Source organism: Kribbella sp. NPDC000426, assembly GCF_040300265.1.
Taxonomy (GTDB): domain Bacteria; phylum Actinomycetota; class Actinomycetes; order Propionibacteriales; family Kribbellaceae; genus Kribbella.
This window is the reverse complement of record NZ_JBEPDK010000007.1, coordinates 90,589-104,355: the sequence shown is the minus strand read 5'-3', so window position 1 is coordinate 104,355 and position 13,767 is coordinate 90,589. Positions and strand designations below refer to the sequence as shown.

Genomic DNA, 13,767 nt, shown 5'->3' with positions numbered 1-13,767 from the left:
CCGCCAATCGCCGGGAGGCCTGCCCCCATGCCCGCTGATCGCCGGGAGGTCTAGGTCATGCCAGTTGTCGCTGCTGCCGTCTGCCCGCATCCGCCTCTGCTCGTGCCCGAAGTCGCTTCCGGCGCAGCCCCCGAACTCGACGACCTACGCGCCGCCTGCCTGGCTACGATCGACGCCCTCTCCACCGCATCCACAATCGTGGTCATCGGCTCGGCGACTTCCACCCCATCCACGCCCGCGGCCGTCGGCCCGGCGGCATCCGCCCCAACCACGCCCGCAGTCGTCGGCCCGGCGGCATCCGCCCCAACCACGCCGGCGGTCGTCGGGCCGGCGGCATCAACCCCAACCACGCTCGTGGCCAGCGGCTCGGCGGCACTCGCCGTACCATACGGTTTGGTATGGTTTCCCGCCGCGGCGGGCGGCTCGTTCGGGGCGTATGGGGCGCCCGGAGTGCGGGTCGGCAGCGGCGACCCTGTTCTCCCGCTGTCGCTCGCGATCGGCGGGTGGCTGCTGGAGCAGTCGAAGGCGGCCGGGTTGCCGCGCACGTACGTCGCCGTACCGACGTCCGCGACGCCTACCGAGTGCGTGGATCTGGGCCGAGAAATTGCTGCAGGCAACGATCGGGTCGGCCTGCTGGTGATGGGCGACGGCTCCGCCCGCCGCAGCGAGCACTCGCCGGTTCACCTCCACCCCCGCGCGGAGATCTTCGACACCACCGTCGCGAACGCCTTGCAGCAAAGGGATCTCGACGCACTCGCAGCCCTCGACCCAGATCTCGCCGCCGAACTGCAAGCCGCCGGTCGCGCCCCCTGGCAAGCACTCGCCGGCGCCCTCGAAGGTGCGACGCTTACCCCCGACCTCACCTACAACGCCGCCCCGTACGGCGTCGGCTACCTCGTTGCGTCGTTCACCTAGATACTGACCGGGTGACTGAGGAACGTACGGGGTATCGCCGATCGGTGAAGTCGCCGCGGGGTGAAGCGCGGCGCCGCGAGCTGTTGGACAAGGTCGCGGACGAGCTCGGGACCAACGGCCTGGTCGACTTCTCGCTCCGGCGAGCGGCGCGCGCGGCGGGTACGACGCACAAGGTGCTCCTGTACCACTTCGACGGCGCCGAAGACCTGCTCACCCAAGCAGTCCTGCAACTGCGCGAACGACGCATCACCCGCGCTCTCGCCGCCGCAACCGAAGGTCCGGCCGACCGCTCGCTCGCGGACCGTGTGCGCTCCATGTGGCCGACACTCATCGGCGAGGAGTCGTGGGTCCTCGACCAGGCGATCGGCCTCGCGATGTACGACGCCCCGCGGTACGCCGATCTGGCGCGGACCGCCTCACGCCAGTACCTGCCGACGCTGCTGTCCCTGTGCCCGGAGTCGTGGTCCGAGCAGCGTCGTCAGGAGGTTGCCGAGCTGATCCTCGCCACTCTCCGCGGCTTCCTGATCGAGTGGCGGACGAGCGGCGACGCGGCCGGCATCGACGCCGGCCTGGCGGCGCTGACGCGTGCATTGGAGCGTGAAGAGCAGGCGCCGTAAGTCTCCTGGACAGTTTGCGAACCACGTGGTTCACTTTTCTCATGCGCGAGAAAGTGAGCTTCATCAGCGGTGGGGTCGCGTGTGCGGCCTGGCACTACCCGGGGACCAACGGCGGGTGCGTGGTGATGACCGGCGGCTTCGCAGTGACGAAGGAGCCGGGGACGGACCGCTTCGCGGAGCGGTTCAACGCGGCCGGTTTCAGCGTGCTGGCCTTCGACCACAGGAACTTCGGCGAGAGCGCCGGCGAACCCCGCCAGGTCGCCCGAATCCGAGACCAGCTCGACGACTGGCGCGCCGCGATCGCCTGCGCCGCCACGCTCCCGGGCGTCGAGCGAGTAGCCATCTGGGCGTTCTCACTCCCCGGCGGCTACATCCTGCAGCTCGCCTCGGAGGACCTCGGCATCTCCGCCGCCATCGCCCAGTCGGCGAACGTCGACGGCCCGACCGTCACCCGCAACGCCTCCCGCTACCAGACCCCTGGTGCCGCGCTCCGTCTGACGGCCCGCTGCATCCTCGACTCTGTCATCGGAGGCACGCCGAGACTGGTGGCCCTCTCCGGCCCGCCCGGCACGGTCGCACTGCTGAACACCCCGGATGCCTTGGACACCGACAAGGCTCTGGACCCCGACCAGCGCTACACGGACTGGCAGCAGACGATCGCCGCCCGCTCCATCTTCCCCGCGATGTTCTACCGCCCGGCGAAGTACGCCCCGCAGGTCCGCTGCCCTCTGATGTACGTCGTCTGCGAGGACGACCAGTCGGCCCTCGCAGCCCCGGCGCTGAAAGCCGCCGCCCAGACCCCCGACGCCACGGTCCTCCAGGTGCCCGGCGGCCACTACGCCCCGTTCCTCGACGCCCACGAACAGGTCGTCGAAGCCGAGCTCGCCTTCCTCACCCAGCACCTTTCCGGAACAAATCAGTCACCCAGCGGCGAAAAGTCTCCGCAAACCGCCGGTTAGCGCTCGACCGGAACGTCCGCCCAGCGAGCCGAGGTACCAGCCAGGTCCTCGCGACCGGCTGCCAGCAGCTGGTCGATCAGCTCGGCACGGGCGGCTCGTACGACGGCCACCGCGGCGTCGGACGACTCGTGTGGACCGGACCAGTTGCACACGGCGTCACCGGCGTACCAGTCGCCCGACGCAGCACGGCGTACGTGAGCTGTCGCGAGCCCTGACGCCGGTAGCTCCACACCGGCCAGCTCGACAACCGCCTCGACCGCCACCACCTCGGCGTCGAGGTGGAGCACTGGCCGCAGCTCGACCGCGTCGGTCAGGACGAACTCGTACCCGGCCGGCGCACGCTCGGCCAGCCAGGCGAGGGCTTCCTGAGCGGTGTCGTGGAGGACCTGAGCGTTCGATGGGTCGGCCAGCGTGTGTACGCCGACCAGCCGGGTGTGGGTCGGGCGGAGTTCGTTCTGCCAGAGGCGGACCTGTAGCTCGTCCCGGCCGGACAGCCGGCGGCCGAGGATGCGGGCCAGCCCGACCACGTCGAAGTTCAGCTCATCCGGTGTGCGCTTACGGCCGGGCTCGAACTTCTCTCCGGGCCGCGTGCCGCGAGTGGTCCAGGGCCCGACATGCCACCGAGTCAGAACTGTCACACCCAGACCCTAACCAAGCCGCTCCACGGGCCTTCCGACGGTATTTCGCTCAGAGCGAAATCAGCTGTCCTGATCCGGCCGGAAAGTGTCGGTGGCCTCGGGAAGCATGCTGCGCATGAGTCGACATGCAGCACACACGTCACCGAGGGGTAATTCCTGGTCGGTTGTCCAGCCCTGGGTCCGGAGCTAGGTTCGCTGACGTGACCTCGCCCGGTGGTTCTCCGGCGACGACTCCGATCGGCTCCCGGGCCGAAGCGGAGGGGTACGTCGCGATGGTCTGTTTCAAGCACGGTCCACCTCGGCTGTTCGGCGTCGAGCTCGAGTGGACAGTGCATCACGCGGATGATCCGCACCGGCCCCTCGACGCCGGCCGGTTGAGCAAAGCCCTGGGGCTGCACGCCCCCGCGACCCTGGTCCGAGGCAGTCCGCAACTGCCGCTGAGCCGGGGCGCCCTGGTCACCGTCGAGCCCGGCGGCCAGGTAGAAATCTCAGTTCCCGCGGCGGAATCGATTCCCCGGTTGATCGACGACACCGCCGCCGACGCCGCCCAGCTGACGGCGCTCCTCCTCGATGCGGACCTCGTTCCCGGCGCCTACGGCCTGGACCCGTTCCGCGCACCCCGCCGCATCCTCACCGTCCCGCGCTACGCGGCGATGGAACACGCATTCCAGCGGCTCGGACCGCACGGCCCGCGGATGATGTGCAGCACGGCAGGCCTGCAGATCTGCCTCGACGCCGGCGAACAGGACCAGACCGCGGTGCGCTGGCGCGCGCTGCACGATCTCGGTCCCGCCCTCGTCGGCCTGTTCGCCAACTCCCGTCGTCGCGCCGGTTCGGACACCGGGTGGGCCTCTGCCCGGACCGAGGCGACCTTCGGGACCTGCGCCCCGTTCACCGAGCCGCCGCCGCTGGACGGTGATCCGGCCGCCGCCTGGGCGCGGATGGCGATGGAGGCCCCCGTGCTGTGCCTACGGCGCGGCGACACCTGGGACGCCCCGACCGGGCTGACCTTCGGCGACTGGGCGGACGGCCGGGCGGATGGGCAGCTGCCCGGCGACAGACCGACGTACGACGACCTGGACTATCACCTGTCCACGCTGTTCCCGCCGGTGCGACCGCGCGGGTATCTCGAGGTGCGCTACCTCGACGCGCAGCCGGGGGACGGGTGGATCGCCCCGACCCTGCTGCTCACCGCACTCATGTCCGCACCGATGGATCAGGTGCTGGCCGCGGCCGAGCCCGCAGCCGGCCGCTGGTTCCCGGCGGCCCGTGAAGGGCTGAAGGACAAGTTGGTCCTGCAGGCCGCGCGAGACGTGGTCGACCTGGGCACCGAGGTGCTGGACCGGACCGGTGCGGATCCCGAACTCATCGCTGCTGTCGCAACCCGGCTGCAGCGCATCGTCGACGACACCCACGGAAGGCGAGCTTCGTGAATCACCAATTGTCAGATCTGTCACCGGAAGGCCTGCGTACCTTCGTCGGCGAGCAGCTGGAGCGATCCCGGTCGCGGACCGTGCAGCTGACCGACGCGGTCGACACCGATGACCTGGTCCGCCAGCACTCCAAGCTGATGTCACCGCTGGTCTGGGACTACGCTCACATCGGCAACCAGGAGGAGCTCTGGCTGGTCCGCGACGTCGGCGGCCGTGAGCCGCTGCGCCAGGACATCGACGAGCTGTACGACGCGTTCCAGCACCCGCGCGCGGAGCGGCCGGCGTTGCCGCTGCTCGGCCCGTCCGAGACCCGCGCGTACGTGACCGAAGTACGCGACAAGGTCATGGACGTACTGGACCACGTGAAGTTCGACGGCGGGCGTGAGCTCGTCGACAACGCGTTCGCGTTCGGCATGATCACGCAGCACGAACAGCAACACGACGAGACGATGCTGGCGACGCATCAGCTCCGCGCCGGTGCACCAGTGCTCGACGCGCCACCGCCGCCGCAAGGGCGTGAGCTGCCGCGCAAGGAGGTGTTCGTCCCGGGCGGTGTGTTCGAGATGGGTACGTCGATCGAGCCGTGGGCGCTGGACAACGAGCGACCGGCGCACGCGGTGCACGTCGCGCCGTACGTGATCGACACGGTCCCCGTGACGAACGGCGACTACCTGGGCTTCGTGCTCGCCGGCGGGTACGAGGATCCGCAGTGGTGGTCCGATGCCGGATGGGCGCATGTGCGGAAGGCTTCGCTGGTCGCGCCGCGGTTCTGGTCTCACGACGGCGGCGAGTGGTCGCGCGTCAGGTTCGGGCACCAGGAGCGGTTGCCGCTGGACGAGCCGGTCATGCATGTCTGCTTCTACGAGGCCGAGGCGTACGCGAAGTGGGCCGGGAAGCGGCTGCCGACCGAGCAGGAGTGGGAGTTCGCGGCGCGATTCGACCCGGACAGCGGCCGGACGCGGCGGTTCCCGTGGGGCGACGAGTCGCCAGGTCCGCAGCACGCGAACCTCGGCCAACGCCACCTCCGGCCGGCTCCGGTCGGTGCGTACCCGGCGGGTGCTTCGCCATTGGGTGTCGAGCAGTTGATCGGGGACATCTGGGAGTGGACGTCGAGCGACTTCCACGGTTACCCCGGCTTCCGCGCCTGGCCGTACGACGAGTACTCGCTGGTCTTCTTCGGCCCCGACTACAAGGTGCTTCGCGGCGGCTCGTTCGGCACCGACGAGGTCGTTGCCCGCGGCACCTTCCGGAACTGGGACTACCCGATCCGGCGGCAGATCTTCGCCGGCTTCCGCTGCGCCCGCGACCCTCGTCCCGAGGAGCTGCACGACTGATGTGCCGCCATCTGGCCTACTTGGGCCCGCCGGTCACGCTGGCGTCGCTGGTCCTCGACCCCGACCATTCGATCTACGAGCAGAGCTGGGCCCCCGCCGACATGCGCGGCGGCGGCTCGGTCAACGCCGACGGCTTCGGCCTCGGCTGGTACCCCGAGGGTGATGTCGCCGTGTCCGGCGGCCCGGTCCGGTACCGGCGGAACGTGCCGATCTGGACCGACGAGAACCTTCCCGGTCTGGCCGGCTCGATCCGTTCCGGCGCCGTCATCGCCGCGATCCGGAACGGGACCGTCAACATGCCGTACGGGCAGGCAGCGGTCGCGCCGTTCATGCACGGCAACTGGCTGTTCAGCCACAACGGACGGATCCCGGGCTGGCCGGACTCGACCCTGAAGCTGGCTGAGCAACTCCCCGTCGCCGACCTGCTCCAGCTCGACGCCTCGGTCGACTCGGCGTTGCTGTGGGCCCTCATCACCCACCGCCTCGCCGAGGGTGCCCCGCCGGCGGACGCGGTCGCAACCGTCGTACAAGAAGTCGAAGCGGCTGCACCCGGCTGCCGGCTGAACGTCCTGCTGACCGACGGCGAGCAACTCATCGCCACGACGTGGACCCACTCGCTGCACGTACGCCGGACGGCGGATTCGGTGACCGTCAGCTCCGAGCAGTTCGGTCCCCACCAGTGGACCGAAGTACCCGATCGCTCATTGCTCGTGGCCACCGCCACGACCTTGCACATCACCCCGATGGAAGGACAAGCGTGACCCTCATCGACGTACATCTGACGCCGGACTACGTGGCTCGTGCGCTGCGGGAGGACGTTCGGGCCGGGCTGTCGGCGACGCCGAAGTGGTTGCCGCCGAAGTGGTTCTACGACGCGCGGGGGAGTGAGCTGTTCGAGGAGATCACCCGGCTGCCCGAGTACTACCCGACCCGGGCCGAGCGGGAGATCCTGCGCGCCCGGGCCGGCGAGATCGCAGCGATCACCAAGGCGCACACGCTGGTCGAGCTCGGATCCGGATCGTCGGAGAAGACCCGGCTGCTGCTCGACGGGCTGCGCGACAACGGGACCCTGACCAGCTTCGTGCCGCTGGACGTGTCGGAGTCCGCGCTCCGGGAGGCGGCCGACGCGATCAACCTCGACTACCCGTCGCTCGACGTACGCGGTGTGGTCGGCGACTTCACCGCCCACCTGGACAAGCTGCCCGGCGAGCCGCCACGGATCGTCGCCTTCCTCGGCGGCACGATCGGCAACCTGATCCCGGCCGAGCGCGAGACGTTCTACACCTCGATCCGCGACGTCCTCGAGCCCGGCGAATGGCTGCTCCTCGGCACCGATCTGGTCAAGGACCCGGCGACCCTGGTGGCGGCGTACGACGACTCGGCCGGCGTCACCGCGGAGTTCAACAAGAACGTGCTCCGGGTGATCAACCGGCAGCTCGGCGCGGACTTCGACGTCGACGCGTTCGAGCACGTGGCGATCTGGGACGCCGACAACGAGTGGATCGAGATGCACCTGCGTGCCACCCGCGCGATGCAGGTCCTGATCCCGGAGATCCATCTCGAAGTGACCTTCGACGAGGGCGAGGAGCTCAGCACCGAGATCTCCGCCAAGTTCCACCGCCCCGGCGTCGAAGCCGAACTCGACAAAGCAGGCTTCACCCCCGCCGCCTGGTGGACCGACACCCAAGCCCGCTTCGCCCTGTCCCTCTGGCAAGCAGTGTGACGACGCAGTCATAGTGGACCTCCCGCCCGGGATGGACGACCGGACCTGGGGAGGATCCTGTACCGAATCGGGTAGAAGATCCTCCCCAACCCCACTTCCCCATCGCGGTGCCGCCGGTGGCCGTCCCGCGGTTGGCATTTCCCTGGCTCACCCAGCAAATGAGGGGTTCCCCACCCGCAATCCGGGTAGGGAACCCCTCAACTGGGGGGTCAACCCATCAAACTCGTGGGTGGACCAGGCAAATGGGCTCAGCCGCCCTGCTTGATCAGGCCGTTGATCTTGTCGATGTAGGCGGGGAGGTCGGTGATTGGCTTCTTGCCGCTCAGGATGGGCTGGTAGTTGGCTGTGGTCAGGTCGCCGACCTGCTGGGCCCACTGGGTGGTGAAGCGGACGCCCACGGTCTTCTCGGCGGACAGGTCGGCCTTGACCGTGTCGGCGACGGTGGACTGCTGGGCCTTGGTGAGCGCGTCGAAGTAGCTCGTCTGGGCGGGCTTGTACGCCGGCGGCGCGACCGGAGAAGCCGGCAGTACGGCGTCCCACACCTTGGTGTTGATGTATTCGAGCACCTTGTACGTCGCGTCCTGGTCCTTCGTGTACTGCGGCGTGCAGATGCCGACCGAGTCGTAAAGCGTCGTCGGCGTCTGCACCTGCGGGAACGGCGCGAACCCGTACTTGACCTTCGGCTTGTCGGTCTGGAACCCGGCCGCCAGCCACTGCCCGCCGAACGTCATCGGCACCTTGCCGGCCGCGAACAGCGACTGCACGTTGGACGCGTCGTACCCGGGCGGCGCGACCGATCCGTTCTTGATCGCGGCGACGAGCTTCTCGACGCCTTCCTTGTACTTGTCGTCGGCTTCGGCCTTGGTCGGGTGGTTCACGTTGTCGGTGAACGGCGCGCCGCCCGCGGACACGGAGTACATGCTCATCGTGAACGGGCCGTCGGCCGAGGTCAGCTGGTCGGCGACCAGGCCGTACTTCGCGCCGTTCTTGTTGGCGAGCTTGGCGGCGTCGGCGTACATCTCGTCCCACGTCCAGCCGGCCTTCGGCAACGGCAGGCCGGCCGCGGTGAACGCGTCGGCGTTGTACCAGACGCCGTACGTGTTCATCAGCGACGGCAGGCCGCCCATCTGACCGTCGGCCGTCTTCCAGTTGTCGATCGCGGACGAGACGAAGTTGTCCGCCTTGAAGTCGCCGTCGCCGCTCTTGACCTTGTCGGCCCAGTCGACCAGCAGGCCCTGCGACGTGTACTGCTGCTCGGTGTCGTTGCCGCACCAGAACAGGTCCGGCAGCTTCTTCGCCTGGGTCAGCGAGGCGAGCTTGTCGCCGAAGTTGCCGGCCGGGGTATCCATCAGCTGGACGGTGATGTTGTCGTCCTTGAAGTCCGCGAGCGCCTTCTTGATCGCGGCGTTGGTCTCCGCCGACTCCCACGTCATCACGGTGACGGTGACGGGCCCGCTGCTCGAGCCGCCGCCGGAGTCCGACCCACTGCAGGCGGTTGCCGCCAGCAACCCGGCGCACGCCAGCGCGGCGACGCCCAATGACCTCTTCACAAGGATTCTCCTTCTATTTCTGGTTCGTGCTGCCGAGAGCGCCGAGACCCTGGATGAAGTAGCGCTGCGCGGCGAAGAAGATGATCAGCGGCGGCAGCATGTACAGCAGGTTGGTGGCCATGTAGTAGCTCCAGTCCGGCGTCTTCCCCGCGAACGGCGAGATGAACGACGCCATCCCCACCGACAACGGCCACTTGCCGGACGAGTACAGGTAGACCAGCGGGTTCAGGAAGTCGTTCCACGACGCCTGGAACGCCAGGATCGCCATCGTCAGCCAGGCCGGCCGGGTCAACGGCAGCATCACGCTGACGAAGATCCGCAGGTGTCCGGCGCCGTCGATCTTGGCCGCTTCATCGATGGAATAGGGGATCGCGAGGAAGTACTGGCGGGCCAGGAAGATGAACAGCGGATTCCCGCCGAGGAACGCCGGCACGATCAGCGGCAGCCAGGTGTCGTACCAGCCGATGCTCTTGTACAGCTGGAACAACGGGATCAGCCCGACCACGCCCGGCAGCAGCATGCTGCCGACGAACAGGTAGAACCACACCTTGCGGCCCGGGAACCGCAACCGGGCCAGCGCGTAGCCGGCCATCATCGCGGTCATCACGCCGCCGAGCACGCTGAGCGAGGTGATGATCATCGAGTTCAGGAACAGCCGCGGGAAGTGGATCACCTGCGGACCCTTGATGAAGTTGCTCCAGTGGAACTCGTGCGGCAGCAGCTTCGGCGGGATGTCGAACACGGCGGTCCGGCTCTTCAGGCCGATCGTGATCATCCACAGCAGCGGGACCACCATCACGGCGCAGATGAACAGCGCGACGACGTACCACGACGTCGTACCGAGCAGGCGGGGTTTCTTCTTCGCCGGGGGCGCGGCCGCGGGCGCGTCGGTCACGGCGGGTTCAGTCTGAAGTGCTGTCACTGTACGTCCAGAGTGAGGAGAACTTGGCGGTCAGGGCGATCACGGCGATGATGATGATGAACAGCACCCACACCTGCGCGGATGCGTACCCGAGCTGCGGGATCCGGCCCAGGGTGGGGAAGCCGTTGTTGTAGATCGAGAGCATCAGCACGTTGGTGCTGAATCCCGGTCCGCCGCCGGTCAGGATCTTCGGCTGGTTGAACGTCTGCAGCGCGGCCGTCGTCTGCAGGATCACCTGGAGCAGGATGATCGGGCTGATCATCGGCATCGTGATCCGGAAGAAGACCGACCACGGCCCGGCGCCGTCGACCCGGGCCGCTTCGTACAGCTCGGTCGGCACGGACTGCAGCGCGGCCAGGAAGATGATCATCGTCCCGCCGACACCCCACAGCATCACCAGCACGACCGAGGGCATCGACATCTTCGGGCTCTGCAACCACAGGCTGGTCGGCAACCCGATCCGGTCCAGCAACGTGTTCAGCAGCCCGACCTGCGGGTCGAGCATGAATTTCCACAGCGTGATCGTCGCGACCGCGGGCAGTACGACCGGCAGGTACGCCAGCGTCCGGACCACCCGCACCCCGGCGAACCGCTGGTTGCAGAACATCGCCAGCGCCAGCCCGAGGACCAGCGACAACGGGACGTACAGCAGGACCAGATAGCCGGTCGCCCGCAGCGCCGGCCAGAACGCCGGGTCGGTCGTGAACAACCGGCGGAAGTTGCCCAGGCCAACGAAGACCGGGTCGGTCAGCCCGTTGTACTTGGTCAGCGCAAGGTAGAACGAACGGACCAGCGGATACCCCACGAAGACGAAGAACCCGATCATCGCCGGCGCGATGAACAGGTACGCCGCCTTCACGTCGGACCCGGCGTTCCGGCTCATCCCGCTCCTCGCGGACCGCCGCGCTTTCACCGGAGACGAACTACTCACCCGACCTCCTGGACGGTAACGTTTCCAACGTTTTACTGTTGGGTGACGATGCCGTGTCGTGAAAAGGAAGTCAACCCCGTGTCCGAAACGTTTCCAACCAAGCCGGAGGTCCCCCGGCCGACGATGATCGACGTCGCCCGACGGGCCGGTGTCGGGCTCGGCACGGTGTCGCGCGTGGTGAACGGCGGGCACGGTGTCCGGGACGAGACCGCGCAGCGGGTCCGGGCCGCGATCGACGAGCTCGGGTTCCAGCGCAACGAGGTCGCGCGGGCGCTCCGGCCGGGCAAGAAGTCGACCAGTCTGGCCCTGGTGCTGGGCGACCTGACCAACCCGTTCTACGCGACGATCGCGAAGTCGTCGCTGGAGATCGCCGGGCAGTCCGGGTTCGCCGTGGTACTGGGCAGTGTCGACGAGGACCCGGAGGGCGAGAAGCGGGCGATCCAGGAGCTGGTCAGCCGGCAGGTCGCCGGGCTGATGATCGTGCCCGACCAGGGCGATCACGCGTTCCTCGAAGGCGCCGGCGTGCCGGTCGTGTTCGTCGACCGTCCGGCGACCGGGATCGACGCGGACATCGTGATGGTCGACAACGAGGGCGGCGGCCGGCTCGCCACCGAGCACCTGCTGGCGCAGGGGCACGAGCGGATCGCGATCATCCTGGCCCCGTCGTACTACACGATCGGCCGCCGGCTGCGCGGGTTCCGCCGGGCACATCGGGCCGCGGGGATCGACGTCGACGAGTCGCTGGTCATCCAGTTGCCCGAGGGCAACGCGGAGGCCGCCGAGAAGGCGACCCGCGAGGTGATGCTGCGGCCGGATCCGCCGACCGCGATCTTCGCCTCGACCAACTTCCTCACCGAGGGCGTACTGCGTGCTCTCGGCGAACTGGGCCGGGAGCCCGCCGTCGTCGGGTTCGACGACTTCCGGCTGGCCGACATGCTGCCGACGCCGGTCACGGTCGTTGCCTCCGACATCGCCGAGCTCGGCCGCAGCGCAGCGCGGTTGTTGCTCGATCGCGCGTCCGGCGCCGACACCCGGCCGCCGCAGCGGATCGTGCTGCCGTGCGGGCTGATCGAGCGCGGGTCCGGCGAACGTCCACCGGATTCTGCTGCCAAGAGAAAGGCTCGATGAGCCGCTGACGCGCTGGCTAGGGTCGGCACGTGTACTACGAGTCTTTCGGTGCGGGCCGACCGTTCTTCTTCCTGCCCAGCTGGGGCGGCGACGCCGGCGAAGGTCGAGACGTCCATGAGCCGGTGTTCGCGGAGCGAGCGGGCTGGCGGCGGATCTACGTCGACCCGCCCGGCACCGGGAAGTCGCCGGCGGTTCCGTCGATCACCGACCAGGACGGGATGCTCGACGCGCTCGCCGCGCTGGTCGACGACCTGTCCGGCGGCGAGCTGTTCGCATTGGCCGGTACGTCGGCCGGCGGGCTGCACGCCCGCGGCATCCTGCGGCGCGACCCGGACCGCGTTCTCGGATTGTTGCTGCGGGCCCCGGGCATCGTCGTCGACCGCGCTCGCCGCACGCTGCCGACCGACGTACACCTCGCCCCGTCATCGGATCGGGAACGCCAGCATCAGTACTACGACGCGGCTGAGGCCGCCGCGGACCTCGCGTTCCTCGGCCACATCCGGCGCGACGTCACGACGTACGCCTTGCGGGAAGATCCTGCGGCTCGGTTCGAGCGTCCGACTCTGATCGTGACCGGTCGCCAGGACACCACGGCCGGGTACGCCGACGCGTGGGCGATCCTCGAGGACTATCCGCGCGCGACGTTCGCCGTACTGGACCAGGAGGATCACCTGCTGCCGGGGCCCGGGCTGGCGACGTACCGCGCACTGGTGTCGGACTGGCTGGCCAGAATCGAGCACAGCATCGAGCACCCGGACGCGTGAGGGGCGGAACGCGCGTCCGGGTGCTCGCGATCAGAAGTTGGGCCAGGCCCAACCGAGGTAGCTGTTGAAGTAGGGCAGCGCGCGCGTGCCGATCGCGCCGCTGACGCTGGTGGCCCAGAAGGTGCCGTCTCCCTTGGCGACTCCGACGTGGCCGTACGGCGCGGCCAGGTCCCAGAACACCAGGGCGCCCTTTGGCGGGTTCAGGTCACCGCGATGGGCGACCCCGCGGGCCACGGCGTCGTTCCAGTCGGCCTTGGCGGAGGCCCAGATCGCGGTCTTGCCGTAGGAGTTCTCGGCGGCCATCTCGCAGTACCCCTGGTAGGCGGTCGAGCCGCTGCGGGCGGCGTACCAGGCGATGGCGGCGTCGGCGCGCGGATTGCTGGTACAGAGCGGAGCGACCAGGCCGCTGCTGCCGGTGTTGACGTAGGAGTCGGTGATGAAGCCCTTGCCGGGGATGTGGTCCCAGACCAGGCTGCGGCCGTACTTGCCGGTGACGGGCTCGCCGTAGATCTGGCAGTCGATCTCGACCGGTCCGTTGGGCTGGGTGCCGACCGAGCCGAAGCTGGTCGCGTTGCCGGACCGGATCGCGACGCCTTGGCCGCTGTCGGTGACCACGGTCCCGGTCGCGGCGCTGGCGGTCAGGGTGCCGGTGCCGAGGGCGGCGGCGGTGGCCAGCACGGTGGTGAGAGTGATGCGCATGAGGGCGGTACGCATGATGTTTGTCCTTTTCGCTGGGCGACTGGCGAAGTGACACTTATTTACAGCGAACCAGACCGCCCCACCGTTGTCGCAGTAGGCAACGACCCTCACCGCCGCAGGTGAGCGGCTTTGATCGGGTACGGCGCCCCGCCCT

The 13,767-nt window shown here is 68.8% G+C and carries 14 protein-coding genes; 9 read left to right on the top strand and 5 right to left on the bottom strand.

The annotated features are described in order from the left end of the window. The first annotated feature begins 57 nt into the window (after nt 1–57). The 3 genes from ABT313_RS32100 to ABT313_RS32090 are packed head-to-tail and all read left to right on the top strand — an operon-like array spanning nt 58 to nt 2,491. Nucleotides 58–915 carry a class III extradiol dioxygenase subunit B-like domain-containing protein gene (locus ABT313_RS32100; RefSeq protein WP_350861559.1) on the top strand — a complete coding sequence of 286 codons (858 nt, stop codon included), beginning with the start codon at nt 58–60 and terminating at the stop codon, nt 913–915. A gap of 11 nt (nt 916–926) precedes the next feature. Next, the gene (locus ABT313_RS32095; RefSeq protein WP_350861557.1) at nt 927–1,532 is read left to right on the top strand and encodes a TetR/AcrR family transcriptional regulator; all 606 of its coding nucleotides are present in this window, start codon (nt 927–929) and stop codon (nt 1,530–1,532) included. Nucleotides 1,533–1,573: 41 nt separating this feature from the next. Then, nucleotides 1,574–2,491, top strand: coding sequence for an alpha/beta hydrolase (locus ABT313_RS32090; protein ID WP_350861555.1), 918 nt, complete (start codon nt 1,574–1,576; stop codon nt 2,489–2,491). Here ABT313_RS32090 and ABT313_RS32085 read toward each other — a convergent pair. Beyond that, nucleotides 2,488–3,129: a hypothetical protein gene (locus tag ABT313_RS32085; RefSeq protein ID WP_350861553.1), complete on the bottom strand. Its 642-nt coding sequence runs from the start codon at nt 3,127–3,129 to the stop codon at nt 2,488–2,490. The two genes, ABT313_RS32090 and ABT313_RS32085, sit on opposite strands and share 4 nt — an antisense overlap. A gap of 200 nt (nt 3,130–3,329) precedes the next feature. On the opposite strand from ABT313_RS32085, the gene ABT313_RS32080 reads away from it, so the two are divergent. Genes ABT313_RS32080 through egtD form a run of 4 tightly spaced genes read left to right on the top strand, consistent with a single transcriptional unit; the run spans nt 3,330 to nt 7,619 of the window. Further along, nucleotides 3,330–4,562 (top strand): glutamate-cysteine ligase family protein, encoded by a 1,233-nt coding sequence (locus tag ABT313_RS32080; RefSeq protein ID WP_350861551.1) that lies wholly within the window; start codon nt 3,330–3,332, stop codon nt 4,560–4,562. Next, nucleotides 4,559–5,896 (top strand): ergothioneine biosynthesis protein EgtB, encoded by a 1,338-nt coding sequence (gene egtB / locus ABT313_RS32075; RefSeq protein ID WP_350861549.1) that lies wholly within the window; start codon nt 4,559–4,561, stop codon nt 5,894–5,896. The genes ABT313_RS32080 and egtB overlap by 4 nt, the downstream gene beginning before the upstream one ends. Beyond that, nucleotides 5,896–6,657, top strand: a complete 762-nt coding sequence (egtC, locus tag ABT313_RS32070) for an ergothioneine biosynthesis protein EgtC (protein ID WP_350861547.1) — start codon at nt 5,896–5,898, stop codon at nt 6,655–6,657. The genes egtB and egtC overlap by 1 nt, the downstream gene beginning before the upstream one ends. Further along, nucleotides 6,654–7,619, top strand: a complete 966-nt coding sequence (egtD, locus tag ABT313_RS32065; protein WP_350861545.1) for an L-histidine N(alpha)-methyltransferase — start codon at nt 6,654–6,656, stop codon at nt 7,617–7,619. The genes egtC and egtD overlap by 4 nt, the downstream gene beginning before the upstream one ends. A gap of 248 nt (nt 7,620–7,867) precedes the next feature. On the opposite strand, the gene ABT313_RS32060 is transcribed toward egtD, so the two are convergent. The 3 genes from ABT313_RS32060 to ABT313_RS32050 are packed head-to-tail and all read right to left on the bottom strand — an operon-like array spanning nt 7,868 to nt 10,974. After that, complete coding sequence (locus ABT313_RS32060) at nt 7,868–9,169, bottom strand: ABC transporter substrate-binding protein (RefSeq protein ID WP_350861543.1); 1,302 nt, start codon at nt 9,167–9,169, stop codon at nt 7,868–7,870. A gap of 13 nt (nt 9,170–9,182) precedes the next feature. Continuing rightward, a complete protein-coding gene (locus ABT313_RS32055) occupies nt 9,183–10,064 on the bottom strand; it encodes a carbohydrate ABC transporter permease (protein ID WP_350861541.1) in 882 nt (293 codons plus the stop codon). A 7-nt stretch (nt 10,065–10,071) separates the two neighbouring features. Next, nucleotides 10,072–10,974 carry a carbohydrate ABC transporter permease gene (locus tag ABT313_RS32050; protein WP_350861539.1) on the bottom strand — a complete coding sequence of 301 codons (903 nt, stop codon included), beginning with the start codon at nt 10,972–10,974 and terminating at the stop codon, nt 10,072–10,074. Between the two features lie 126 nt (nt 10,975–11,100). Between ABT313_RS32050 and ABT313_RS32045 the strand changes: the two genes are divergently transcribed. Beyond that, complete coding sequence (locus ABT313_RS32045; protein ID WP_350861537.1) at nt 11,101–12,150, top strand: LacI family DNA-binding transcriptional regulator; 1,050 nt, start codon at nt 11,101–11,103, stop codon at nt 12,148–12,150. 29 nt (nt 12,151–12,179) lie between these two features. Further along, nucleotides 12,180–12,914 carry an alpha/beta fold hydrolase gene (locus ABT313_RS32040; RefSeq protein WP_350861535.1) on the top strand — a complete coding sequence of 245 codons (735 nt, stop codon included), beginning with the start codon at nt 12,180–12,182 and terminating at the stop codon, nt 12,912–12,914. Between the two features lie 30 nt (nt 12,915–12,944). Here ABT313_RS32040 and ABT313_RS32035 read toward each other — a convergent pair whose 3' ends face one another. After that, nucleotides 12,945–13,628: an SH3 domain-containing protein gene (locus ABT313_RS32035; protein WP_350861533.1), complete on the bottom strand. Its 684-nt coding sequence runs from the start codon at nt 13,626–13,628 to the stop codon at nt 12,945–12,947. Between the last annotated feature and the right edge of the window lie 139 nt (nt 13,629–13,767).